Genomic DNA, 23,323 nt, shown 5'->3' with positions numbered 1-23,323 from the left:
TGACAGGACTGCGGTGGCGGGACTGCGGTGGCGGGACTGCGGTGAGTGGGCAGCGCCGGCAGGACTGCGGTGGCGGTGGCGGTCAGGCCGTCCGGCCGGAGAGCACGGCCTGCGGGAGGAATCCGGCTTCGGTGGCCCACGACAGGGCGGCGGACCACCACTGCGGGGTCGGGGCGGCGAAGCGCACTCCGGCCCGGCCGAGCACGGAGGCCGTGTAGGAGCTGTCGACGATGATGTTGCGGTCTTCGAGCTGGGACCAGGCCGAGGCCAGCCTGGCCGCGGTCGGGTGCGTCTGCTCGGCGCGGGCCAGGGCCTCGGCGAAGGTGTCGTCGTCGGTCAGCACGACCGGGTAGCCGTACTCCGCCAGCCACCCGACGAGCTCGTCGTGGGGCACCTGGTAGGGGGTCTCCACGTGGTAGACACCGGGTGCGGAGTACGGGTCCGTCGCGATCGCGGCGATCCCCGCGGCCACGGTGTCCACGTGGGAGAACGCGAAGGTCGTCGCCGGCCGGCGCGGCGCCGCACCGGCCAGCACGTAGCCGCGGACGAGCTGGTAGATCCGGTTGTCCCCGATGTTGCTCTGGAACGCGCCGGTGCGGCTGTGCGCCGCGATGTGACCGCTGCGGTGGACGAACCACGGTCGGCCCGACGCCGCCCACGCCCGGACGGTCTCCTCGGCGCCGAACTTCGCCCGCTCGTAAGGGGTACGGAAGCTCTGGCCGATCCGCAGGTCGGCCTCGCTGAAACGGCGGGCGGGTCCGTCGACGCCGCCGGCGACGGCAAGCGTCGAGACATGGTGGAAGGCGGCCCCGGGTGCCTCGGCGTCGACCCAGGCCAGCAGCCGCCGGACCGCGGCGTGGTTGGTCCGCTCCAGGTCGGCGGGTGACGCCACCAGGCGGACGTCCGCGGCGGCGTGGACGACCACCTGGGCGCCGCGGGCGCGGGCCAGGCCGTCCCGGGAGAGCCCGAGGCCCTCCCGGTCGATGTCACCGGCGACCGCCTCGACCCGGCCGGATCCGAATCCGGATGCGAGGCCGAGCCGTCGCGCCGCGGCGGCGTCGTGCTCCGCGCGCACCAGGCAGGTGACCCGCGCCCCCCGTTCGGCGAACTCGGTGAGCAGATGCCTGCCCAGGTAGCCGGTGGCCCCCGTGAGGAGTACCCGGGCGGGTTCGCGCACCCGCCACCGGGAGGTGCCGGGGGGTGTCTCCTTGCCGGCCATCACCCGGCCGGAGTGCAGCACGTGGCCGGGGTGCAGCACCTGGCCGGAGGTCGACAGCGGCGTCCTGGCGCAGGGCGGGGCCGGCGCCCCGGCCGCGTCCGCCACGTCGCGGGCGAAGGCGTCGACGATGCCGTGCGCGTCCTCGTGGGACAGCGCCGGCCAGGTGTACACCAGGTCGGCCACCAGCCGCTCCTCGACGATGCGAGCGGTGAGGCGGAGCAGGTAGAGCGGATCCCCGCCGGCGCACCGGGCGGTACCGGCCTGCTCCTGCGCGACGGACCACCCCAGCGCGGGATCGTCCGGCAGCCGGAACGTCCCGAGGAAGTTGAATCCGGCCTCGGGGCGCGGACCGGCCACATCCATCGGCAGCTGGGGTGCCTCCCGGACCCGCCGCCCGACCTCGTGCGCCCGCTCGGCCGTCGTGCGGCCGCCCGCACCGTCACCGCCGCTCGAACCCTCACCGCCGTCGGCGCGGCCCACGGCGTCGAGGGCCACCCACTTCACGGCCGTGAACCAGCCGACGGTGTCGAGGTACTCGCCTTCGGCGGCCGCGACATCGCGGCCGTGCGTCTCGACCTCCACCGCGAGACGGGACTGGCCGCTCCAGCCCGACGTGGCGTCGGCGAAGGCCGACAGCAGGAGCGCTTCGAGCCCCTGGCCCCGCCCGTGCCGCGCGACGAGCCGGGCGGTCGCACCGCGGTCGAGGGTCCAGGTGACGGCTGCCGCCTCACCGCCGCCGGTCATGCCGGCCGCGGGCAGCCGTGGTGCGCTCACCCCCGGGGCTGTGGACGCCGGGGGCGACATGGTGGCCCAGTCGTAGAAGTCGGCCGTCGCCGGGAGGTCGGCCGGCTGCCCGGACCGCGCCGCCCGGTAGGCACGGGCGAAGTCGTCGAGCAGGATGCGCCAGGAGAGGCCGTCGACCGCCAGGTGGTGCACGATCACCGCCAGCCGGTCGTCGACGCCCGGCGGGCCGGTGAAGAGGTGGACCCGGATCAGCCGCCCGGCCGCAGGGTCGAGGCTGCGGTGCAGTTCGGTGCAGACCCGGTCGACCGCCTCCGCCCGTGGACCGGCCTGCCGCGGGATCGCGGAGAACGTCACCACGTCCAGCTCTCCGACGGGCCGCGGATCGCCGGGACCGTCCGGCAGGACCGGTTGCCGCAGGACCGGATGGCGCCGGACCAGGCCCTCGACGGCCGCCGAGAGCGCCACCGCGTCGACGGCCACCGCACACCGCAGCAGCACGGACTGGTTCCAGTGCCGGAGGTCGTCGAGGGGCTGACGGAACAGCCAACGCTGGGCCGGCGCGAGCCCCCGGTCCCCACGGCGCACCGGCCCGGGCGGCGGCGACGCGTCCTCCCGCACGGGGCGGGCGGCGGCAGCCAGGAGGGTCGGCGTCGGGTGCTGGTAGAAGTCCTCGAACACGATGCGGAACCCCGCGCGACGAACCAGCGCGACCGTGCGCATGGCGAGGATCGAGTCCCCGCCGAGGCTCACCACGTCGGCGTGCGGGCTGAGGAACGGCAGGCCGAGCGCGGTCGCCCAGAGCTCCGCGATGGAGCGGGCCAGCACGGGGGCGCTCCGCTCCGCGGAGGCCGCGTGATCCGTCTGCGGGTGTCGCGCCCGGCCCTCGATGATCCCGCTCATGATCGCGTCCAGGCGCGTGCGGTCGAGCTTCCCGTTCGGGCCGATCGGGAACTCCGCCACCGGGACGATCACCTGGGGTACGGAGTACCCGGGTAACCGGTCGTGCAGGTGGGCGCGGAGTGCGTCCACCGCCAGGGTCTCGCCGCAGCCGTCCGCGATCCTGACGGCGGAGCGAAGTCGGACGCCCGCGGGGGTGTCCCGCGCGACCACCACGGACCGGACGACGGCCGGGGACTCCTCCATCACCCGCTCGATCTCCGCGAGGTCCACCCGGAAGCCCCGGACCTTGACCTGGCGGTCGGACCGGCCGAGGAAGACCAGACTTCCGTCGGGCCGGCGGCGGCATACGTCTCCCGTCCGGTACATCCTGGCCGGGGCCGCCCCCTCCTCCTCGTGCCGGACGAAGCGGCGCGCGGTCTCGTCGGGCCGGCCGAAGTAGCCGGCACTGACGCCCCTCCCGCCGATGAGCAGTTCGCCCGCCACGCCGTCGGGGACGGGGCGGCCCGTGTGCGGGTCCAGCAGCCTGAGGTCCACCTCGCCGATCGCGGTACCGATGGGGACGGTCGCCTCGTCCGCCGGCAGGTCGCCCGGCGTCAGGGCGAGGAAGCAGGTGGCGCCGACGGTCGTCTCCGTCGGGCCGTAGTGGTTGACCACCCGGTCCGCGACACCGTCGTCGAGCAGGGCGGCGGCCAACGTCCGCGGCAGGGCCTCACCGCCCAGCAGCACGGTGTGCAGGGCAGGACTGGTGGCGGGCCGCCCGTCCAGCAGTGCCGTCAGGTGCGACGGTGTCGTCTTGAGCACCGACACCCCCGCACCGCGCAGCGATGCCCAGAAGGACTCGGGGTCACGCGTCGCGTGATCGGGCACCACGTGCACCGAACCCGCGGTCGCGAGCGCGAGCAGCCAGGAGGTGTGACCGAGGTCGGCCGCCAGCGTGGTGACGTGGGCGACGCACGGGGCGTCGGCCTCGGTCAGGCCCAGCCGGCCGCGCAGCGACCGGGCGTAGTGCACCGCGTTGGCGTGGGTGACGGCGACGGCCTTCGGCTCGCCTCCCGAACCCGAGGTGAAGGAGAGGTAGGCCAGATCAGCCTCCGGACCCACGGCGACGGGCTGCCCCGGAAGGCCGGCGGCGGCGCTGCTGGTGACGGCGGGTGCGGCGACGACGGCGTTGATGGCGACGTCGCCGATGCCGCCGTTGTCGACGTTGATGCGGTTGTCGACGTCGACGTCGACAGCCAGCGTCCGGTAGGGCTCCGGTGCCCGCACCGCCGCGTCCGTCGTGAGCACGCAGCCGACCTCGACCGCGTCCAGCCGCCTGCGGACATCCGGTCCCGACCACTCCGTGTCGACCACCACCGCCGTGGCACCCGACCGCAGGACGCCGTGCAGCAACGCGAACAGCCGGGCGTCCCGGGGGCCGAGCAGGGCCACCCGGACACCGCGGCCGACGCCCGACGCGCGCAGCAGGCCGGCGACGCGGCCCGCCACGGCGTCGAGCCTGCGGTAGTCGAACGAGCGGGTCGCGTCGCTCAGGGCGGTCCGGTGCGGGTGGGCGAGAGCATTGCGCGCCAACAGATCGGTCAGCGACGAGATGGGCCGTATCGCAGGCATCACGTGTGTTCGTCTCCGGTTCGTGCGGGCAGCGTCATGAGGTCCGGCCTGTTGTCCGGACGCGATGGGTCCCGGATGTCACCCGCCACGAACGCGTCCAGCCACGCCCCGCGCGGAAGGCGCCGGGCCAGTTCCCAGGCGAGCATGCGGTGCAGGCCGTCGAGGTGGATGAGCCCCTCCCTGACGCGGAGGTCCGTGTAGTCGGAGTGCGGCACCGGGCGGGTGCTGAGGTACACCGGGGTGAGCGGTGCCCGCTTCAGATGCTCGAGCTTCGCCGCGCAGACCGGGTTCGCCTCGGCCCAGTCGGACCCGCCCGCCCGGATGCGGTCCACGGCCTGGCGCACCGTCAGCCCGGACCTCGGGACGAGTTCGATCCGGCCGCCCTCGCTGAGGTGCCAGGGCAGGACGACGTCGAGGACCTCGGCCCGCTCCAGCCGCACCCGCCACCAGCTGCCGAGCAGCTGATCGGCACGCCGGAGGTTCTCCTCGCCGTCCTGGTTGGTGTTCGCCTCGTGCGCCCGCTCGGCCGAATGGTCGCGCAGGTAGACCGCCCGGACCTCGGCGAACGTGGCCGAGCTGACAACCTCCACACCGCCGCCCTTCACGCCGTCCTCGTGTACTCGGTGAAATGCCGGTCCGCGAACAGCTCCGGCCACTGCCCGCCGTCGAGGTCCAGCTCTCTCGCCCGCGCCAGCATCCGCCGCCAGAACGGCTTCACCGGCCGCCAGCGCGCTCCCACCTGGCAGTACGACGCGTCCACGAAGTACCGGGCACGGCCGCCTCCTCCCGGCGCCGGCCGGCGGGCATGGAACAGCGCCGAGTTGAGCAGCACCGTGGAACCGGGCGGCAGCCGGTCGATGACGGCCTCACCCGGCAGTTCGGCGGTGCCGAGGTGGGCAAGCGCGGTCTTGTCGTTGGGCTCGCGGTGGGAGCCGGGCAGCACCGCGAGACTCCCGACGGTTTCGTCCAGGCCGCCGAGGTAGTGCAGCGCGTGCACCATCAACAGGGACGGCTCCGAACTGTCGTTGGGCTCGTAGTCGTGGTGCCAGGGCTTGCCCGTGACCCCGGGGCCCTGCCGGTCACTGTGCAGATGGTGGAAGACGAACGGGGAGCCCATGAGTTCGGCGAGCAGGCGCATCAGGGCCGGATGGGTGAGCAGCTCACCGTGCCCCGGTAATTCCAGTTCCAGAACCGGGGGCACGCCATGCGTGTCCGGATCGACGCAGCTGGCTATCGAACGGGCCCGCAGGCCCTCGTCCACCCAGCGGTCCACTTCGGACACGAGCCGGTTCCGGAAGGAAGCCGGCAGAAGTCCCGGAAGGACCAGATACCCCGACTCCGCAAACTGCTCCCGCTGTGCGGCGCCGAGAGCCTCGTGCTCGTCAAGAGACAGCGGCACTATGACAACTCACCCTTTCCCGCAACGCTGACGCGTTGTTCGCTGCCGACCCCAGGCGACTCAGCCGCCACAGAAGGAAACGGAGTGATCACTTTCAGTCAGATTCTGCGTGTTGGAGTCTGCGGGGCCGAGATCAACCCTCACAAGACCCATAACGAATCCGAGGTCTCGTTCCGGCCATCAGGTCACCCATACCGGCCCCTTCGTTCACCTACGGCAACCGTCCGGTACGCCATTCGGTCCACCCGACGGCACATGCGCAGGCCGGAGGCGGTGCGCCGACGAACGGCGAGGGGCGTTCCGCCACGGCTGCCGCGAGCACCAGAAGGGAGATCATCGACCCTTCCGGCAGAAAACGGTCAACTCGGATATCGCCTCACGCTCCCCGGGAGAACGGATTCTCTACGCCAGGTGAAAATTCGCCCCCTGAGCGGCGGGATCAACGGAGACCCGCCCCAGACACTTGCGCCCCTCCCGCCCTCCGGCAGTCGTCCGGCGCGGCGATCGGCCCCCGCGACGGACTGGGCCGAGATCCGACGGCCTGACCAGGCCGGGCATATGCCACATCCGGAGGGCCCGAGGCGGGGATCGGGGCTGCGGCCGGAGCAGGGGCCGAAGCGGGGACTGGAGCCGGGGCTCGGGCCGGCCGGCGGCTGACCGGTCAGCTCGCGGGGACGATCCGCTCGACCATGGTGTCGATCAGCGCCGCGAGCCCGTCCTCGCCCAACACCTCGGGCAGCGTGAGGTGTTCGATGAGCAGCCCGGTCATGGCGAGGTAGAGGACGACCACCGTCTCGCGGTCGCCGGGGAGGCCCTCCCCCAGGTGGTAGGCGATGTTGGCCTCCAGCTGCTCGCGGATCGTGCCGGTCAGGTGGGCGCGGAGCGCGGGCCGACGGGTGGCCTCAAGCCGCAGTTCGAGCATGGCCAGGTAACCGGCCCGTTCCGCGGTGATCCGGCGCAGCAGGTCGTGCATCAGCGCGGTGACCAGGGCGCGGTCGCGCGGGGCGCGCAGCAGCTCGGCGAGGACGACCGGGTCGGGGATCAGGCGGTGGTGGATGTGGCGGGCGGCCCGGTCGAGCAGGTCGTCGCGGCTGGTGAAGTAGTTGGACGCGGTGCCGGCCGGGACGCCCGCCTGGGCGTCGACCGCACGAAAGGTGAGCCCGCGGGCGCCCTCGCGGGCGAGGACGTCGATGGCGGCGTCGGTGAGGGCGATGCGGCGGGCCGGGTTCTGGGCCATGGTTCTGATCCTCTTTCAGGAAAACTCTTGCAACCACTACACACGAAGTACTATAACTGTCGTTGTTCGGGGCGTCAGGCCCTTCACCAACCGCAAGGACATGTATGCGCAAGCTCAGCTACTTCGTCGGCACCACCATCGACGGCTTCATCGCCGCACCCGACGGCGGCTTCGACTTCTTCTTCCCGTACGTCGAGGGCGAGTTCCTCGAGTACCTCACCACCGAGCGCACCGACACACTGGCGACCCCGGGCCGCGCGGCATTCGGGATCTCAGAGGCGCCGAACAGCCGGTTCGACACCGTCCTCATGGGCCGCGGCACCTACGAACCGGGGCTGCCCATGGGGCTCACCAGCCCCTACGCCCACCTGCGGCAGATCGTGCTCTCCCGCACGCTGACCACCAGCCCCGACCCGGCGGTCGAGGTCACCGACGAGGACCCGCTCGCCCTGGTGCGCAAGCTCAAGCAGGAGGACGGGCTCGACATCTGGCTCTGCGGCGGCGCCGACCTGGCCGGCCAGCTGCTGCCGGAGATCGACGAGCTGGTCGTCAAGCAGTACCCGATCGTGGCCGGCCAGGGCATCCCGCTCTTCCGCGCCGACTTCGCACCGCGCAACCTCACGCTCACCGACTGCCGCCCGTTCGAGAACGGCACCGTCGTCCTCACCTACGCGCCGACGTCCGACCGGTAGCCCTCCGCGGCGTCCGACTGACGCTCACCACCAGGCAGACGCCGGCGACCACGATCGCCCCACCCAGCAGGGTGGGGCCGGTCAGCGGCTCGGCCAGGACCAGCCAGCCCAGCAGCACCGCGACCACCGGGTTCACGTACGCATAGGTGGCGACCAGGGTCAGCGGGGCGGACTGCAACAGCCAGGCGTACGCGGTGAAACCGATCAGCGAACCGACCACCACCAGGTAGCCGAGCGCCAGCCAGGACCGCCCGGAGAAGGCGCCCGGGTCCAGCCCGTGCTGCTCGCCCCGCACCGTCCCGATCAGCACATTGCCCAGCCCGCCCACGATCATCTGGTAGGCGCTCGCGGCGAAGACGTTGCCCGGCATCGGGATGCGCTTGGCGGCGAAGGAACCCGCCGCCCAGGTCAGCGTCGCGCAGATGACCGCGAGCACGCCGCCCGGGGCGATGTCCCCGCCGATCGCGGGCGCGGAGAGCACCGCGAGGCCGGCCAGCCCGACCAGCACGCCGGCCAGCTCGACCGGCCTCGGGCGGTCGCCGGTCGACGCGGTGAGCAGCACCATCCAGAGCGGGACGGCGGCCACCAGCAGCGCGGCCAGCCCGGAGGGGATCGAGTTCTCGCCGAGCACCACCAGCCCGTTGCCTCCGGTCAGCAGCAGCACGCCGACCAGCGCGGAGGAGCCCAACTGCCGGGCGCTCACCCGGAGTCCGGACCGCCCTTGGCGGAACAGCACGACGCCGGCCAGCAGCAGTCCGGCAAGGATGAAGCGCGCTCCGGCGGAGAAGAAGGAGGGCATGGTTTCCAGCGCGATCCGGATCGCCAGGTAGGTCGAGCCCCAGACCACGTACACCACGCCCAGCGCCAGCCAGACCGCCCCGCCCAGCCCCGCGGTCGAGGCCGGCGCGGTCGCGGCCGGCGCGGTCGAGGCCACCGCGTCGACGGGCGTGCCGGCGGCGGACGCGGTGGCCGCAGCGGACGAGGCAGCCTTCCGCGAGGCGGGAGCTGTCATGGGTGTCCCCCTTGGACGGTGCTGGCAGTTCACCCGCCATGACAGCGCATCAGCGGGGCCGCGCGCCAGTGGGTATCCCCGGGAAGTCACCTCAGGCGCTACGGTGGGCGCCCCTCGGCCGGAGCCGCGACGGCTGACAGATGACGACCGACCGCCAGAAGGTTCCCATGCCCGACGATCCGCCCGACGCCACCTCAGCCGGCGCCCTGCCGTTCTTCGTCTACGGCACGCTCCGCACCGGCGGCCACAACCACGCCGTCCACCTCGCCGGTCGCTGCGCCGACGTCCGGCCCGCCGTACTCGCCGGCGCCGCGCTGCACGACGGCCCGGGGTTCCCGTTCGCCGTGCCGGACGCGACGCCCGGCCGCCGGATCGTCGGCGAGCTGATCACCGTGCGCCCCGGAGCCTACGGCCCCGCGCTCGCCGCGCTCGACCGGCTGGAGGACTGCCGGGCGGACGGCACCGGCGAGTACGTCCGCAAGCGGCTGACCGTCCGGACGGCCTCCGGGGAGACGCGGGACGCCTGGGTCTACCTGGCCGGCCCGGCCGTCGCCGCCCGCCTGCGCGCGCAGCCGGCGCTGATCCCGTCCGGGGACTGGATGCGGCGCTGAGGACAGCAGCCCGGCCGGACCCGCACACCCTGGTCAGAAGCCGGTCGCGTACCGCCAGGTAGGCTGCCCCGACCACGCCTGCGGACCACTGCCGACCAACGAGGAGCCTCCCGGTGCCCGAGCTGCCACCCCCGATCACCGTCGTCGGGATCGGGGCCGACGGCTGGCCCGGCCTGGCCGGCACCTCGCGGGCGGCGCTGCGCGAGGCCGAGGTGGTGATCGGCGGGCCGCGTCAGCTCGCCCTGCTCCCCGCGGACGAGGTCGCCGCCGCGCGCGTGCCGTGGCCGTCCCCGCTGCGCCCGGCCGTCCCCGGGCTGCTCGCCGAGCACGCCGGCCGCCGGGTCGCGGTGCTGGCCAGCGGCGACCCGATGTTCCACGGCATCGGCCGCACCCTCACCGAGATCCTCGCCGGGACGCCCGGCGCCGAGCGGCTGCGCGTGCTGCCGCACCCCTCCTCCGTCTCCTACGCCTGCGCCCGGCTCGGCTGGCCGCTGGAGGCCACCGAGGTGGTCAGCCTGGTCGGCCGCCCCCTCGACACCCTCACTCCGGCCCTGCACCCCGGCCGCCGGCTGCTCGTCCTCAGCGCCGACGCCGCCACCCCCGCCGCCGTCGCCACCCTGCTCACCGCGCGCGGCTTCGGCACCGCCCGGCTGCGGGTGCTGGAACAGCTCGGCGGCCCGGGCGAGCGGCAGCTGGACGGGCCCGCGGACGGCTGGCCGCACCCGGCCGGCGACCCGCTCAACGTCATCGCGGTCGAACTCGGCCCCGGCCCGCGGACCTCGCTCGTCCCCGGCCTGCCCGACGACGCGTACGAGAGCGACGGCCAGCTGACCAAGCGCCACGTCCGCGCCGCCACCCTCGCCACCCTCGCCCCCGCGCCCGGCGAGCTGCTCTGGGACATCGGCGGCGGCTCCGGCTCGATCGCGATCGAGTGGCTGCGCGCCCACCGCGACAACCGGGCGGTCACCGTCGAGCGCGACCCCGTCCGGGCCGCTCGCATCGCCCGCAACGCCGCCGCGCTCGGCGTGCCCCGGCTGCAGGTCGTCACCGGAGCGGCGCCCGCCGCCCTGGCCGGGCCGGCCGGGCTGGCCACCCCCGACGCCGTGTTCATCGGCGGCGGCCTCACCGCGCCCGGCCTGCTGGACGCCTGCTGGGCGGCGCTGCCGCCGGGCGGCCGGCTGGTCGCCAACACCGTGACCCTGGAGTCCGAGGCCCTGCTCACCGAGTGGTACCGGCGGTACGGCGGCGAGCTGCTGCGGCTGGCCGTCGCGCACGCCGTCCCGGTGGGCGGCTTCACCGGCTGGCGCCAGGCGATGCCGGTCACCCAGTGGTCCGCCGTCAAGCCCGACACTCCCCAGGAGAACGCCTCGTGACCGTCCACTTCATCGGAGCCGGCCCGGGCGCCGCCGACCTGATCACCCTGCGCGGCGCGCGCATCCTGGCCCGCGCCCAGGTCTGCCTCTACGCCGGCAGCCTGGTGCCGCGCGAACTGCTGGACGAGTGCCCGCCCGGCGCCCGGCTGATCGACACCGCGCAGCTCAACCTGGACCAGATCGTCGCCGAGCTGGTCGCCGCCCACGAGGCCGGCCAGGACGTGGCCCGGCTGCACTCCGGCGACCCGTCCGTGTTCAGCGCCGTCGCCGAGCAGATGCGCCGACTGGACGCGGCCGGCGTGCCGTACGAGGTGGTGCCGGGCGTGCCCGCCTTCGCCGCCGCCGCGGCCGCGCTGAAGCGGGAACTGACCGTACCGACCGTCGGCCAGACCGTCATCCTCACCCGGATCGCCAAGCGTGCCACGCCGATGCCCGAGGGCGAGGACCTCGCCACCCTCGGCCGCAGCGGCGCCCTGCTCGTACTGCACCTGGCCGCCGGGTACGTGGACGACGTGGTCGAGCAGCTGCTCCCGCACTACGGCGCCGACTGCCCGGCCGCGGTGGTCGCGATGGCCAGCCGCCCGGACGAGCTGGTGCTGCGCGGCACCGTCGGCACCATCGCCGGGCAGCTGAAGGCGGCGGGCGTGGTCCGCACCGCGGTGATCATCGTCGGCCGGACACTGGCCGCCGAGCAGTTCCGCGACAGCCACCTCTACTCGGCGGACCGCGAGCGCCCGCACGAGCCCTGCGGGGCGTGATGGCGCACGTCCCGCAGCCCCCGGCCGCCCCGGTCCGGCACGTCCTGGTCCTCGGCGGGACGACGGAGGCGCGGGCCCTGGCCGGCGCGCTGGCCGGCCGGCCCGGCCTGCGGGTCACCAGCTCGCTCGCCGGCCGGGTCGCCGAACCGCGGCTGCCGGCGGGCGAGGTGCGGATCGGCGGCTTCGGCGGGCCGGACGGGCTCGCCGCCTGGCTGCGCGACGAGGCGGTGGACGCGTTGGTCGACGCCACCCACCCGTTCGCGGCCGCCATGTCGCAGAACGCCGCCCTCGCCGCCGCGGCGACCGGTGTGCCGCTGCTGGCGCTGCGCCGCCCCGGCTGGGCACCGGTCGACGGGGACCGCTGGCACCCGGTGGGCTCCCTGGACGAGGCCGCCGCCGTGCTGCCCGGCCTCGGCCGCCGGGTCTTCCTCACCACCGGACGGCAGGGCATCGGCACCTTCGCCCACCTCGACGGCCTGCACTTCCTCGCCCGCTCGGTCGACCCGCCCGAGCCCCCGATGCCCGCCGCCCTGGACGTCCTGCTGGACCGCGGTCCGTTCACCCTGGACGGCGAGCGGGCGCTGCTGCGCGGGCACCGGATCGACGTCCTGGTCACCAAGGACAGCGGCGGCGCCGCCACCGCCCCCAAACTCACCGCCGCCCGCGAACTCGGCCTGTCGGTGGTGGTCGTGACGCGCCCGCCGCTCCCGGCCGGCGTCCCGGCGGCCGAGTCGGTCCCGGCGGCACTGGACTGGCTGGCCGGACGCGGTCCCGCCTCCCGGTGATCCCCGCGGCTTCGACAGCGCCCGCAGCTTTCGACACCCCCGGCGGGACCGGCGAGTAGCCGTGGCCCGCGGCCCGGAGAACAGGAGAGAGCCGATGCCCGCCCGCAGCAAGGAACGCGACACCCCCGAACCGCCGGGTCCGTGGAACGAGATCGTGCCCGGGCTCTGGATGGGCGGGCACTTCACCACCCCGCCCGGCCGGGCACTGGAACCGGTGGTCGTGGGACGGGAGTTCGACCTGGTGGTCAGCCTCTTCACGCGGGCCGGGCACGGGCCGGCGCCGGGGGTGGAGCACCTGGTCAGGGAGGTGCCCGACGGGCCGCTCTCCCCCGGTCAGCTCAGCGCCGTCCGGGAGGCGGCGACGCGCACCGCCGAAGCCGTCCGGCAGGGGCGCACCACCCTGGTCCGCTGCCACTCCGGTTACAACCGCTCCGGTCTGGTGGTGGCCCAGGCCCTGGTCGAGCTCGGCCACGAGGCCGACCGGGCCGTGGAGCTGATCCGCCGGCGGCGCTCGCCGTGGGCGATGAACAACTCGCTGTTCGTGGAGTACCTGACCACCGGACTGAACGTCGCCGGGCTGCTGACCGGCCTCGGTGAGGGAGGCCGGTCAGCGGGGTGACTCCCGGTCAGATGTCGCGGAAGGTCTCGATCTGGGCGCCGATCGAGTTGAGGCGCTCGGCGAGGTCCTCGTAGCCGCGGTTGATGACGTAGACGTTGCGCAGCACCGAGGTGCCCTTGGCGGCGAGCATCGCCAGCAGGATGACGACCGCCGGGCGCAGGGCGGGCGGGCAGACCATCTCGGCGGCGCGCCAGCGGGTCGGGCCCTGGACGAGGACGCGGTGCGGGTCGAGGAGCTTGATGTCCGCGCCGAGCCGGGTGAGTTCGGTGAGGTAGATGGCGCGGTTGTCGTAGACCCAGTCGTGGATCATCGTGGTGCCGTGGGCGGCCGCGGCGATCGCGGCGAAGAACGGCACGTTGTCGATGTTGATGCCGGGGAACGGCATCGGGTGGATGGTGTCGACCGGCGCGGTCAGCTTCGAGGGGCGGACGGTGAGGTCGACCAGCCGGGTGTGGCCGTTGTGGGCCCGGTACTCGGGGGTGCGGTCGTAGTCGAGGCCCATGCCCTCCAGCACCGCGAGCTCGATCTCCAGGAACTCGATCGGCACCCGGCGGATCGTCAGCTCGGAGGAGGTGACGACGGCGGCCGCCAGCAGGCTCATCGCCTCGACCGGGTCCTCGGCGGGGGTGTAGTCGACGTCGCAGGTGATCTCGGGTACGCCGTGCACGGTGAGGGTGGTGGTGCCGATGCCCTCGATCTTCACGCCCAGCCGCTCCAGGAAGAAGCAGAGGTCCTGGACCATGTAGTTGGGCGAGGCGTTGCGGATGACGCTGACGCCGTCGTGCCGGGCGGCGGCGAGCAGGGCGTTCTCGGTGACGGTGTCGCCGCGCTCGGTCAGCACGATCGGGCGGTCCATCGGCGCGCCGGGCTGGACGGAGGCGTGGTAGGCGCCGGACGTGGTGGCGACCTCCAGGCCGAAGCGGCGCAGCGCGGTCAGGTGCGGCTGGACGGTGCGGGTGCCGAGGTCGCAGCCGCCGGCGTACGGGATGGCGAAGCGGTCGGCGCGGTGCATCAGCGGGCCGAGGAACATCAGCACGCTGCGGGTGCGGCGGGCGGCCTCGACGTCCATGGCGGCGAGGTCGAGCTCGGCGGGCGGGGTGAGTTCGAGGTCCCGGCCGTCGTTGGTCCAGCGGCTCTTGACGCCGATGCTGGTGAGCACCTCAAGGATGCGGTAGACCTCTTCGATCCGGGCGACCTGGCGGATCGTGGTGCGGCCGGTGGTCAGCAGCGAGGCGCAGAGGATCGCCACGCAGGCGTTCTTGCTGCTGCGGACGTCGATGGCGCCGGAGAGGCGGGTGCCGCCGGCGACCCGCAGGTGCATCGGGCCGGCGTAGCCGAGGGAGACGATTTCGCTGTCGAGGGCTTCGCCGATGCGGGCGATCATCTCAAGGCTGACGTTCTGCTTGCCCTGCTCGATGCGGTTGACCGCGCTCTGGCTGGTGCCGAGGGCCTCGCCGAGCTGGGCCTGGGACCAACCACGGTGCTGACGCGCGGTACGGATGAGGGTGCCGATACGGGTGAGGTAGTCGCCTGTCACCCGGCAGACCATATCTCATGCTTGAGATAGCACCAGAATCACTCCTGTGCATGGCACCACATTTGTCCGTTTCTCACCCCGTATGAGCGTCAGATCTTCACATCATGGCAACGGTTCAGGAGGCCGATGAGGCGCCAAGCCCGGCCGGCCCCGGCCCAGCCAATCCAAGCCCCGCCGACCCCGGGCCGACGGGCTCCGCGCGGCCGACGATGGTGCCGGCCCGGTCGATGCAGATGACGTCCACCGCGACGGGCGAACCGACCAGCACGCCCAGCGCGGTGGCGCGGGCCGCCTCGGCGACCAGGTCGCCCAGCGGGACACCGGCCGCGCGGCAGAGCTGGATCGCCTCCAGCGCGGTGTTGGCGGCCGCGACCGCCTCGGCCAGCTCCGGGCCCGCACTGCCCGCGCGCGCCAGCCCGGCAAGGTACCCCTTGTCCACCTGGGAGCGCGCCGAGTGCAGGTCGAGGTGGCCGGCGGCGAGCTTGGAGAGCTTGGCGAAGCCGCCCGCGATGGTCAGGCGCGGAACCGGGTGACGCTTGAGGTACTTGAGCACGGCCCCGGCGAAGTCGCCCATGTCGAGCAGTGCGTCCTCGGGCAGGCCGTGCACGGCGACGGCGACCTTCTCGGAGGTCGAGCCGGTGCAGCCCGCGACGTGGGTCCGCCCGGCGGCCCGGGCCACGTCGACCCCGCGCCGAATGGAGTCGATCCAGGCGGAACAGGAGTAGGGGACGACGATCCCGGTCGTCCCGAGGATGGAGAGACCGCCGAGGATGCCCAGTCTGGGGTTCCAGGTGGAGCGGGCGATCTCCTCCCCGTGGTCGACGGAGATCTCCACCACGACATCCCCGGCGCCGCCGAACTCGGCGGCCACCTCGGCGACCGCGTCGCGGATCATCTGCCGGGGCACCGGGTTGATGGCCGGCTCGCCGACACCGAGCGGCAGCCCGGCCTTGGTGACCGTCCCGACGCCCGGCCCGGCCCGGAACACCACCCCGCTGCCGGGCTCCCCCGCCCACACCGTCGAGCGGATCAGCGCGCCGTGCGTGACGTCCGGGTCGTCCCCGGCGTCCTTGACCACCGCGGCCATCGCGCGCCGCCCGCGCGACCCGTCCGACACCCCCTCGGCCAGCAGCCCTTCGGCCGACACCCTCTCGGCCGGCAACTCCCCGTCCTGCAACTCCTCGGCCGCCAGCGCGAATCCGGGCTGCTGCCCCTTCGGCAGCGTGATCACCACTGGGTCCGGAAACGCCCCCGTCAGCAGCGCCTGGTATGCCGCCTTGGTCGCCGCCGTGGCGCAGGCGCCGGTCGTCCACCCGTGCCGCAGGCCGCTGCTCTTCAGCTGCCCGGCCCGACCACCGACCTCAACCACGACCGCTCCCTGTTCCGCACACCGGCTCTTGGACGCCCCCATCCTCCCCCGCCCGCCGGCCGGCGGCCCACCTGCCCTGCCGGAGTGGGAAGTCCGCCGGGCCGACTTCCCACTCCGGACGCTCACGCCTCCGGGTAGCGGCGCGGGGTCCAGACGACCTCGGTGGCGTTGCCGCGTTCGACAGCCTGGGTCTGGGAGGAGCCGATCAGCAGGATGGTGCGCATGTCGACCTGGGCGGGGTCCAGATCGGCGAGGCGGACGGTGCGGACGCGCTCGGTCGGGCCGCCGACGTCGCGGGCCATCACCACCGGGGTCTCCGGCGCGCGGTACTCCAGCAGGAGGTCACGGGCCTGCCCGACCTGGGTGGTGCGGGACTGCGAGCCCGGGTTGTAGAGGGCGAGCACGAGGTCGGCCTCGGCGGCGAGGCGCAGGCGCTTGGCGACCACGTCCCAGGGCTTGAGCCGGTCGGAGAGCGAGACCACGGCGTAGTCGTGGCCGAGCGGGGCGCCGGCGCGGGAGGCGGCGGCGTGCGCGGCCGTCATCCCGGGGACGATCCGGACCGGCACGTCCCGGTAGGCCTCCTCGCAGGCGACCTCCAGCACGGCCGTGGCCATCGCGAACACGCCCGGGTCGCCGGAGGAGACGACCGCGACCCGGTGGCCGCGGCGGGCCAGGTCGAGGGCGAACTCGGCGCGCTCGGACTCCACCTTGTTGTCGGAGCCGTGCCGCTGCTGGCCGGGGCGGACGGGCACCCGGTCCAGGTAGGTGGTGTAGCCGACCAGGTCGGTGGCGGCCGCGAGGGCGCCGCGCGCCTCGGGGGTGAGCCAGAGCGGACCGGCCGGACCGGTGCCGATCACCGTGACGCTGCCGAGGCCCTCGGAGAGCTCCACCGCGGGCTCCAGCGGTGCGACCTTGCTGGGCAGCACCACGACGGAGAAGTACGGGACGGTCTCCGCGTCTATCCCGGCCAGCGGCGCGGTGCGCTCGCCGTCCATGAAGGCGCGCTCGACGTACTGGGCGTCGTCCAGCCGGCCGGCCCGCTCCAGGGCGCGGCGGACGGCCGGGAAGGTGCGGCCAAGCTTCATGATCACGGCGGAGTCGGCGGAGGCGATCCGCGCGGTGAGCTCCTCCTCGGGCAGCGTGCCGGGGATGACGGTGAGCGTCTCCTCGGCCTCGGTGAGCGGCTGCCCGAGCCGGGCGGCGGCGGCGCTGACCGAGGTCACGCCGGGGACGACCTCGGTCGGGTAGCGGTGCGCGAGGCGCTTGTGCATGTGCTGATAGGAGCCGTAGAAGAACGGGTCCCCCTCGGCGAGGACGACGACGTCGCGGCCGGCGTCCAGGTGGGCGGCCAGCCGGGCGGCGGCCTCCTCGTAGAAGTCGTCGAGCGCGCCCCGGTAGCCGCCGGGGTGGTCGGTGGTCTCGACCGTGATCGGGTAGACCAGCTTCTCCTCTATCTGACCACCCGTCAGGTAGCGCTCGGCGATGGACCGGGCGATCGAGCGGCCGTGCCGGGCGCTGTGGTAGGCCACCACGTCGGCCTTGCCGATGAGTTCGGCGGCGCGGACGGTCACCAGGGACGGGTCACCGGGGCCGAGCCCGACCCCGTAGAGTCGACCGGTCGAGGTCTGATGCGCCGTCACTCTTCTTCACTCGCAATCGCGTTGATGGCGGCGGCGGCCATCGCACTGCCGCCGCGCCGGCCGCGCACCACCAGGTGCTCCAGGCCGGACGGGTGCACGGCCAGGGCCTCCTTGGACTCGGCCGCGCCGATGAAGCCGACCGGGACGCCGATGACCGCGGCCGGGCGCGGCGCGCCCGCCTCGATCAGCTCCAGCAACCGGAACAGCGAGGTCGGCGCGTTGCCGACGGCGACCACCGCGCCCTCCAGCCGGGGCAGCCACAGCTCCATCGCGGCGGCGCTGCGGGTGTTGCCCATCTTCCGGGCCAACTCGGGCACCGAGGGGTCGGTGAGGGTGCAGACCACCTCGTTGTCGGCGGGCAGCCGCTTACGGGTGACGCCACTGGCGACCATGTTGACGTCGCAGAGGATCGGCGCACCGGCGTGCAGCGCGGCGCGTGCGGAGGCGACCACGCCGGGCGAGTACACCAGGTCCTCGACGAGGTCGGTCATGCCGCAGGCGTGGATCATCCGCACCGCGACCTGGGCCACGTCGGCGGGCAGGGCGGCGAGGTCGGCCTCGGCCCGGATGGTGGCAAAGGACTGGCGGTAGATGGACGCGCCGTCCCTCTCGTACTCGATCACTTCGTGGTCCTCCGGGCCTCGGCGACCGCCTCGGCCATCTCCTCGTTCGTCACATCCACGGTGGTGGCGTCCACCGCCACCCGGTAGCCCTGCCCGGTGGCGAGCACGTCCACCCATGCTCCGGCCGGGTGACCGCAGCGCCGCTCGCAGCCGGACCAGTGCACGCGCAGCCCGCCGCCCGGCACCGGCGCGAGGTCCAACGCCCGGGCCGCGTCCGTACGGACGTCGGCCAGGGACTTGGCGCAGCCGGGCAGTCCGGTGCAGGCGCTCGCGCCGTCCCAGGCGGTGCCGGGCGCGGTGCGGAACCCGGCTGCCGCCAGCTCGGGCAGCCGGTCGGCGGACGCCCCGGGCAGGACGGCGCCGCGCCAGGGAGTCAGCCGCAGTTCACCGGCCGACGCCCCGGCCAGCGCGCGCCACTGGGCGGCGGTGGCCCGGCCGAAGCGCAGGCCGACGGAGAGCCCGCCGGTCAGCGCGCCGAGCGGCGGGGGTGTGCCGGGCAGGGCGGGGAGCGGGACGGTACCGGGCGCCAGCAGGTCGGGCACCTCGCGCAGGTGCCAGGCCTTGCGCCCGCTCGCCCGCAGCGCGTCCAGGAACTCCCGGGCGGCGGCCAGCGCGGCCTCCACCGCGCCGGCCACGGGGACGGCGCGCGCGGTGGCGGCCCGGCCGAGGCGCAGCAGCGCCATGCCGTCCGGCCCGTCGTCGGAGCCTGCGATCAATGTCACATCGGCGTCGAGCGCGGCGACGTCGCCCCGTCCGTCGTCCAGTGCGAAGAGGAACTTGCCGGAGAGCCCGGTGGCCCAACGGCTCGCGCAGAGCCCGGCGTCCAGCTCCCGTGCCCAGGCCCGCACGTCCGCACGTCCGTCCGAGGGGCCGGGCGAGGCGACGATGTTCCGGACCCGCTCGTGCGTCTCGGAGGGCAGCAGCCCGGCGGCGCGCAGCCGCTCGGCCAGCTCCTGCCCGCAGCCCGAAGCCAGGCCGCGCAGTTGGACGTTGCCGCGCGAAGTGGTCTCCAGCTCGCCGTCGCCCAGCGCCTCGGCGGCCTCGGCCAGCGCCAGCGCCTGACGGACCGTCAGCAGGCCGCCGGGCAGGCGGACCCGGGCCAGGGAGCCGTCGTCGGCGGTATGCAGACGAAGGGCCCCCGGACAGGCGTCCGCGCGCCCCCGGTCGGGCGCGGCGGCGCCCGGCGTGGTGGCGTCGGGTGTCGGTGGCATGGCCGCGAGCATACAGATGATCCGATCGGTTGCCTCCGTCCGTTGGGTCACACCCTCGGACGCACTCCCCCAGGTCAGCCGCACCCCGTACGATGCTGCCGGGCGGCCCCCGCGGGCCGCCCACACGCCAGCGACGGCGCAGGGGAGGAAGCCGGTGCAAGCCCGGTGCGGTCCCGCCACTGTGACCACGGTTCACCGGAACTCCGGGAGACCGTGGGAGCCAGGAACTCCTGCCGTCCTCCACCGGCCCGGGGCGCGGACCCCGAGGAAGGCTTGAAAGCCATGCGCCGCCGCACGCCCGTGCCCATGCCCGCCATCGAGGCCGGGAGGGCCTTCGCATGATTCTGCTGCTGTCGACGTCCGACACCGACCTGCTCAGCGCCCGTGCCTCCGAGGGGCCGGTCCGCTACCGCCTCGGGAATCCGGCCCGGCTCTCGCCCGACGAACTGCCCGCCCTGGTGGAGGGCACCGACCTGGTGGTGGTCCGCCTGCTCGGCGGGCGCCGCGCCTGGCAGGAGGGCCTGGACGCGCTGCTGGCCGGCCCCCGCCCGGTGATCGTGCTGACCGGCGAGCAGGCGCCCGACGCCCAGCTGATGGAGCTGTCCACCGTGCCCGCCGGCATCGCCGCCGAGGCGCACGCCTACCTCGCCCACGGCGGCGCGGCCAACCTGGCCGAGCTGGGCGCCTTCCTCTCCGACACCGTGCTGCTCACCGGCCACGGCTTCGCCCCGCCGGCCTCCGCCCCCGCCTGGGGCCCGCTGGTCCGCGAGGCCCGTACGACCGACGGCCCGACCGTCGCCGTGCTCTACTACCGCGCCCACCACATGAGCGGGAACACCGCCTTCGTCGAGACGCTCTGCCAGGCGATCGAGGACCAGGGCGCACAGGCCAGGGCCTACTACTGCGCCTCGCTGCGCGGCGCAGAGCCCGAGCTGCTGGCGGAGCTCGGCGCCGCCGACGTCCTCGTCACCACCGTGCTCGCCGCCGGCGGCACCCGGCCGGCGGACGCCCAGGCCGGCGGCGACGAGGAGGCCTGGGACGCGGGCGCGCTGGCCGCCCTGGACCGGCCGATCCTGCAGGCCCTCTGCCTGACCTGGTCGCGCGCCCAGTGGGAGGCCAGCGACGACGGCCTCTCCCCGCTGGACACCGCCACCCAGATCGCGGTGCCCGAGTTCGACGGCCGCCTGATCTCCGTCCCGTTCTCCTTCAAGGAGCTGGACGAGGACGGCCTGACCGTCTACGCCGCCGACCCCGAGCGCGCCGCCCGGGTCGCCGGCACCGCCGTGAAGCACGCCCGGCTCCGGCACATCCCGGCCGCCGAGCGGCGGCTCGCGCTCGTCCTCTCCGCGTACCCGACCAAGCACGCCCGGGTCGGCAACGCCGTCGGCCTGGACACCCCGGCCAGCGCGATGCGCCTGCTGGAGCGCCTGCGCGCGGAGGGCATGGACCTCGGTACCGATCTGCCCGGCCTGGACACCGTGGCGGAGGACCAGCACGAGGGTGACGCCCTCATCCACGCGCTGATCGCGGCCGGCGGCTACGACCAGGACTGGCTCACCGAGGACCAGCTGGCCCGCAACCCGGTCCGCATCCCCGCCGCCGACTACCGCCGCTGGTACGCCACGCTGCCCGAGGCGCTGCGCACGCACGTCGAGGAGCACTGGGGCCCGGCCCCCGGCGAGCTGTACGTCGACCGTTCGCAGAACCCGGACGGCGACATCGTGCTGGCCGCGATCCGCTCCGGCAACCTCCTCGTCCTGATCCAGCCGCCGCGCGGCTTCGGCGAGAACCCGGTCGCGATCTACCACGACCCGGACCTCCCGCCGTCGCACCACTACCTGGCCGCCTACCGCTGGATCGCGGCCGCCCAGGAGGACGGCGGCTTCGGCGCCGACGCCGTGATCCACCTCGGCAAGCACGGCAACCTGGAGTGGCTGCCCGGCAAGACCGCCGCGCTCTCCGCCGAGTGCGGCCCCGACGCCGTCCTCGGCGACCTGCCGCTGATCTACCCGTTCCTGGTCAACGACCCGGGCGAGGGCACCCAGGCCAAGCGCCGCGCCCACGCCACCCTGGTCGACCACCTGGTGCCGCCGATGGCCCGCGCCGACTCCTACGGCGACATCGCGCGCCTGGAGCAGCTCCTCGACGAGCACTCCAACATCGCCGCGATGGACCCGGCCAAGCTGCCCGCGATCCGCGCCCAGATCTGGACGCTGATCCAGGCCGCCAAGCTGGACCACGACCTCGGCCTGGACGAGCGCCCCGAGGACGACGGCTTCGACGACTTCCTGCTGCACGTCGACGGCTGGCTCTGCGAGATCAAGGACGCCCAGATCCGCGACGGCCTGCACGTCCTCGGCCAGGCGCCGGCCGGCACTGACCGGGTCAACATCGTGCTGGCCATCCTGCGCGCCCGGCAGATCTGGGGCGGCGTCAGCGCCCTGCCCGGCCTGCGCGAGGCGCTGGGCCTGGACGAGGCCGCGCTCACCCTGGGCGCCACCGACGCCGCCGAGGCGCAGGCCCGCGCCCTGGTCGAGGCGATGGAGGCCGAGGACTGGGCGCCGGAGGCGGTCGAGAAGGTCGCCGCCGGGCAGCCGGCCGCCGTCGCCGAGGTACTCACCTTCGCCGCCACCCAGGTCGTCCCGCGGCTCGCCGCCACCACCGACGAGCTGGACGCCGTGCTGCACGCGCTGCAGGGCGGCTTCGTCCCGGCCGGGCCGTCCGGCTCGCCGCTGCGCGGCCTGGTCAACGTGCTGCCGACCGGCCGCAACTTCTACTCCGTCGACCCGAAGGCCGTACCCAGCAAGCTCGCCTGGGAGACCGGCCAGGCGCTCGCCGCCTCGCTGGTCGAGCGCTACACCGCCGACAACGACGGCGCCTTCCCGCCCTCGGTCGGGCTCTCGCTCTGGGGCACCAGCGCGATGCGCACCGCCGGCGACGACATCGCCGAGGCCTTCGCCCTGCTCGGCGTCCGCCCGGTCTGGGACGACGCCTCGCGCCGGGTCACCGGCCTGGAGCCGATCTCCCTGGAGGAGCTGGGCCGTCCGCGCATCGACGTCACCCTGCGCATCTCCGGCTTCTTCCGGGACGCCTTCCCGCACGTGGTCGCCCTGCTGGACGACGCCGTGCGCCTGGCCGCCGCCCAGGAGGAGGCGGACGCCGACAACTACGTGCGGGCCCACGTCCAGGCCGACCTGGCCGTCCACGGCGACGAGCGCAAGGCCACCGTCCGCGTCTTCGGCTCCCGCCCGGGCACGTACGGCGCCGGCCTGCTCCAGCTGATCGACAGCCGCGACTGGCGCACCGACGCCGACCTCGCCGAGGTGTACACCGTCTGGGGCGGCTACGCGTACGGGCGCGGCCTGGACGGGCGGCCGGCCCGCGAGGAGATGGAGACCGCGTACAAGCGGATCACCGTCGCCGCGAAGAACACCGACACCCGCGAGCACGACATCGCCGACTCGGACGACTACTTCCAGTACCACGGCGGCATGGTCGCCACCGTGCGCGCCCTCACCGGCAAGGCCCCGACCGCCTACATCGGCGACTCGACCCGCCCGGAGACGGTCCGCACCCGCACCCTCACCGAGGAGGCGGCCCGGGTCTTCCGCGCCCGCGTGGTCAACCCGCGCTGGATCGAGGCGATGCGCCGCCACGGCTACAAGGGCGCCTTCGAGATGGCGGCGACCGTCGACTACCTCTTCGGCTACGACGCCACCACCGGGGTCGTCGCCGACTGGATGTACGAGAAGCTGACCCAGGAGTACGTCCTCGACCCGGTCAACCGCGAGTTCCTGACCGGCGCCAACCCCTGGGCGCTGCACGGCATCAGCGAGCGCCTGCTGGAGGCGGCCAGCCGCGGCCTGTGGGAGCAGCCCGACCCGGAGCTGATCGAGCAGCTCCAGGCCGCCTTCCTGGAGACCGAGGGCGACCTGGAGGGCGACGAGGGCTGACCGGGCGCGGGCTGGCCGGCATGCGCGTGC

The 23,323-nt window shown here is 74.3% G+C and carries 17 protein-coding genes and 1 riboswitch; of the genes, 7 read left to right on the top strand and 10 right to left on the bottom strand.

All coding sequences use genetic code 11. From position 1 onward, the window contains the following. Positions 1-82: 82 nt before the first annotated feature. The 4 genes from ACZ6NC_RS25490 to ACZ6NC_RS25475 form a co-directional block, all read right to left on the bottom strand. The gene (locus tag ACZ6NC_RS25490) at positions 83-4,474 is read right to left on the bottom strand and encodes an amino acid adenylation domain-containing protein (RefSeq protein WP_465736080.1); all 4,392 of its coding nucleotides are present in this window, start codon (positions 4,472-4,474) and stop codon (positions 83-85) included. Then, the gene (locus tag ACZ6NC_RS25485) at positions 4,474-5,064 is read right to left on the bottom strand and encodes a DUF6309 family protein (RefSeq protein ID WP_465736079.1); all 591 of its coding nucleotides are present in this window, start codon (positions 5,062-5,064) and stop codon (positions 4,474-4,476) included. The genes ACZ6NC_RS25490 and ACZ6NC_RS25485 overlap by 1 nt, the downstream gene beginning before the upstream one ends. A gap of 11 nt (positions 5,065-5,075) precedes the next feature. Beyond that, positions 5,076-5,873 carry a phytanoyl-CoA dioxygenase family protein gene (locus ACZ6NC_RS25480; RefSeq protein ID WP_465736078.1) on the bottom strand — a complete coding sequence of 266 codons (798 nt, stop codon included), beginning with the start codon at positions 5,871-5,873 and terminating at the stop codon, positions 5,076-5,078. Positions 5,874-6,534: 661 nt separating this feature from the next. Further along, positions 6,535-7,110 (bottom strand): TetR/AcrR family transcriptional regulator, encoded by a 576-nt coding sequence (locus ACZ6NC_RS25475; protein ID WP_465736077.1) that lies wholly within the window; start codon positions 7,108-7,110, stop codon positions 6,535-6,537. Positions 7,111-7,214: 104 nt separating this feature from the next. Here ACZ6NC_RS25475 and ACZ6NC_RS25470 point away from each other — a divergent pair, with 104 nt between their 5' ends. Then, positions 7,215-7,802, top strand: coding sequence for a dihydrofolate reductase family protein (locus tag ACZ6NC_RS25470; protein WP_465736076.1), 588 nt, complete (start codon positions 7,215-7,217; stop codon positions 7,800-7,802). Here the strand turns inward: ACZ6NC_RS25470 and ACZ6NC_RS25465 are convergent. After that, complete coding sequence (locus ACZ6NC_RS25465; RefSeq protein ID WP_465736075.1) at positions 7,774-8,814, bottom strand: EamA family transporter; 1,041 nt, start codon at positions 8,812-8,814, stop codon at positions 7,774-7,776. The two genes, ACZ6NC_RS25470 and ACZ6NC_RS25465, sit on opposite strands and share 29 nt — an antisense overlap. Before the next feature lie 167 nt (positions 8,815-8,981). Here ACZ6NC_RS25465 and ACZ6NC_RS25460 point away from each other — a divergent pair, with 167 nt between their 5' ends. The 5 genes from ACZ6NC_RS25460 (at position 8,982) to ACZ6NC_RS25440 (ending at position 12,960) form a co-directional block, all read left to right on the top strand. Further along, positions 8,982-9,425, top strand: coding sequence for a gamma-glutamylcyclotransferase family protein (locus ACZ6NC_RS25460; RefSeq protein WP_465736074.1), 444 nt, complete (start codon positions 8,982-8,984; stop codon positions 9,423-9,425). A 113-nt stretch (positions 9,426-9,538) separates the two neighbouring features. Further along, positions 9,539-10,798 (top strand): precorrin-6y C5,15-methyltransferase (decarboxylating) subunit CbiE, encoded by a 1,260-nt coding sequence (gene cbiE / locus ACZ6NC_RS25455; RefSeq protein ID WP_465736073.1) that lies wholly within the window; start codon positions 9,539-9,541, stop codon positions 10,796-10,798. Further along, positions 10,795-11,556 carry a precorrin-4 C(11)-methyltransferase gene (gene cobM, locus ACZ6NC_RS25450; protein WP_465736072.1) on the top strand — a complete coding sequence of 254 codons (762 nt, stop codon included), beginning with the start codon at positions 10,795-10,797 and terminating at the stop codon, positions 11,554-11,556. The genes cbiE and cobM overlap by 4 nt, the downstream gene beginning before the upstream one ends. Continuing rightward, positions 11,556-12,341 carry a cobalt-precorrin-6A reductase gene (locus ACZ6NC_RS25445; protein WP_465736142.1) on the top strand — a complete coding sequence of 262 codons (786 nt, stop codon included), beginning with the start codon at positions 11,556-11,558 and terminating at the stop codon, positions 12,339-12,341. The genes cobM and ACZ6NC_RS25445 overlap by 1 nt, the downstream gene beginning before the upstream one ends. A 94-nt stretch (positions 12,342-12,435) precedes the next feature. After that, positions 12,436-12,960, top strand: coding sequence for a protein-tyrosine phosphatase family protein (locus tag ACZ6NC_RS25440; RefSeq protein ID WP_465736071.1), 525 nt, complete (start codon positions 12,436-12,438; stop codon positions 12,958-12,960). 7 nt (positions 12,961-12,967) lie between these two features. Here ACZ6NC_RS25440 and ACZ6NC_RS25435 read toward each other — a convergent pair whose 3' ends face one another. The 5 genes from ACZ6NC_RS25435 to ACZ6NC_RS25415 form a co-directional block, all read right to left on the bottom strand. Further along, positions 12,968-14,497: a UDP-N-acetylglucosamine 1-carboxyvinyltransferase gene (locus tag ACZ6NC_RS25435; RefSeq protein ID WP_396320055.1), complete on the bottom strand. Its 1,530-nt coding sequence runs from the start codon at positions 14,495-14,497 to the stop codon at positions 12,968-12,970. 115 nt (positions 14,498-14,612) lie between these two features. After that, positions 14,613-15,908, bottom strand: a complete 1,296-nt coding sequence (locus ACZ6NC_RS25430) for a cobalt-precorrin-5B (C(1))-methyltransferase (protein WP_465736070.1) — start codon at positions 15,906-15,908, stop codon at positions 14,613-14,615. An 80-nt stretch (positions 15,909-15,988) separates the two neighbouring features. After that, complete coding sequence (locus tag ACZ6NC_RS25425; protein ID WP_465736069.1) at positions 15,989-17,506, bottom strand: precorrin-2 C(20)-methyltransferase; 1,518 nt, start codon at positions 17,504-17,506, stop codon at positions 15,989-15,991. Next, entirely contained in the window at positions 17,503-18,129 is a 627-nt protein-coding gene (locus ACZ6NC_RS25420) for a precorrin-8X methylmutase (protein WP_465736068.1), read from the bottom strand. Before ACZ6NC_RS25420 ends, ACZ6NC_RS25425 begins: the two co-directional genes overlap by 4 nt. Next, positions 18,126-19,352 carry a hypothetical protein gene (locus ACZ6NC_RS25415; protein WP_465736067.1) on the bottom strand — a complete coding sequence of 409 codons (1,227 nt, stop codon included), beginning with the start codon at positions 19,350-19,352 and terminating at the stop codon, positions 18,126-18,128. Before ACZ6NC_RS25415 ends, ACZ6NC_RS25420 begins: the two co-directional genes overlap by 4 nt. 132 nt (positions 19,353-19,484) lie before the next feature. Next, a riboswitch (cobalamin riboswitch) is annotated at positions 19,485-19,570 on the top strand. Positions 19,571-19,678: 108 nt separating this feature from the next. Here ACZ6NC_RS25415 and cobN point away from each other — a divergent pair. Continuing rightward, on the top strand, positions 19,679-23,293 hold the full coding sequence (cobN, locus tag ACZ6NC_RS25410) for a cobaltochelatase subunit CobN (protein WP_465736066.1): 3,615 nt from the start codon (positions 19,679-19,681) through the stop codon (positions 23,291-23,293). The last annotated feature ends 30 nt before the right edge of the window (positions 23,294-23,323 follow it).

The organism is Kitasatospora sp. NPDC041988, assembly GCF_055588525.1.
This window is presented reverse-complemented; position numbering and strand designations above follow the sequence as displayed.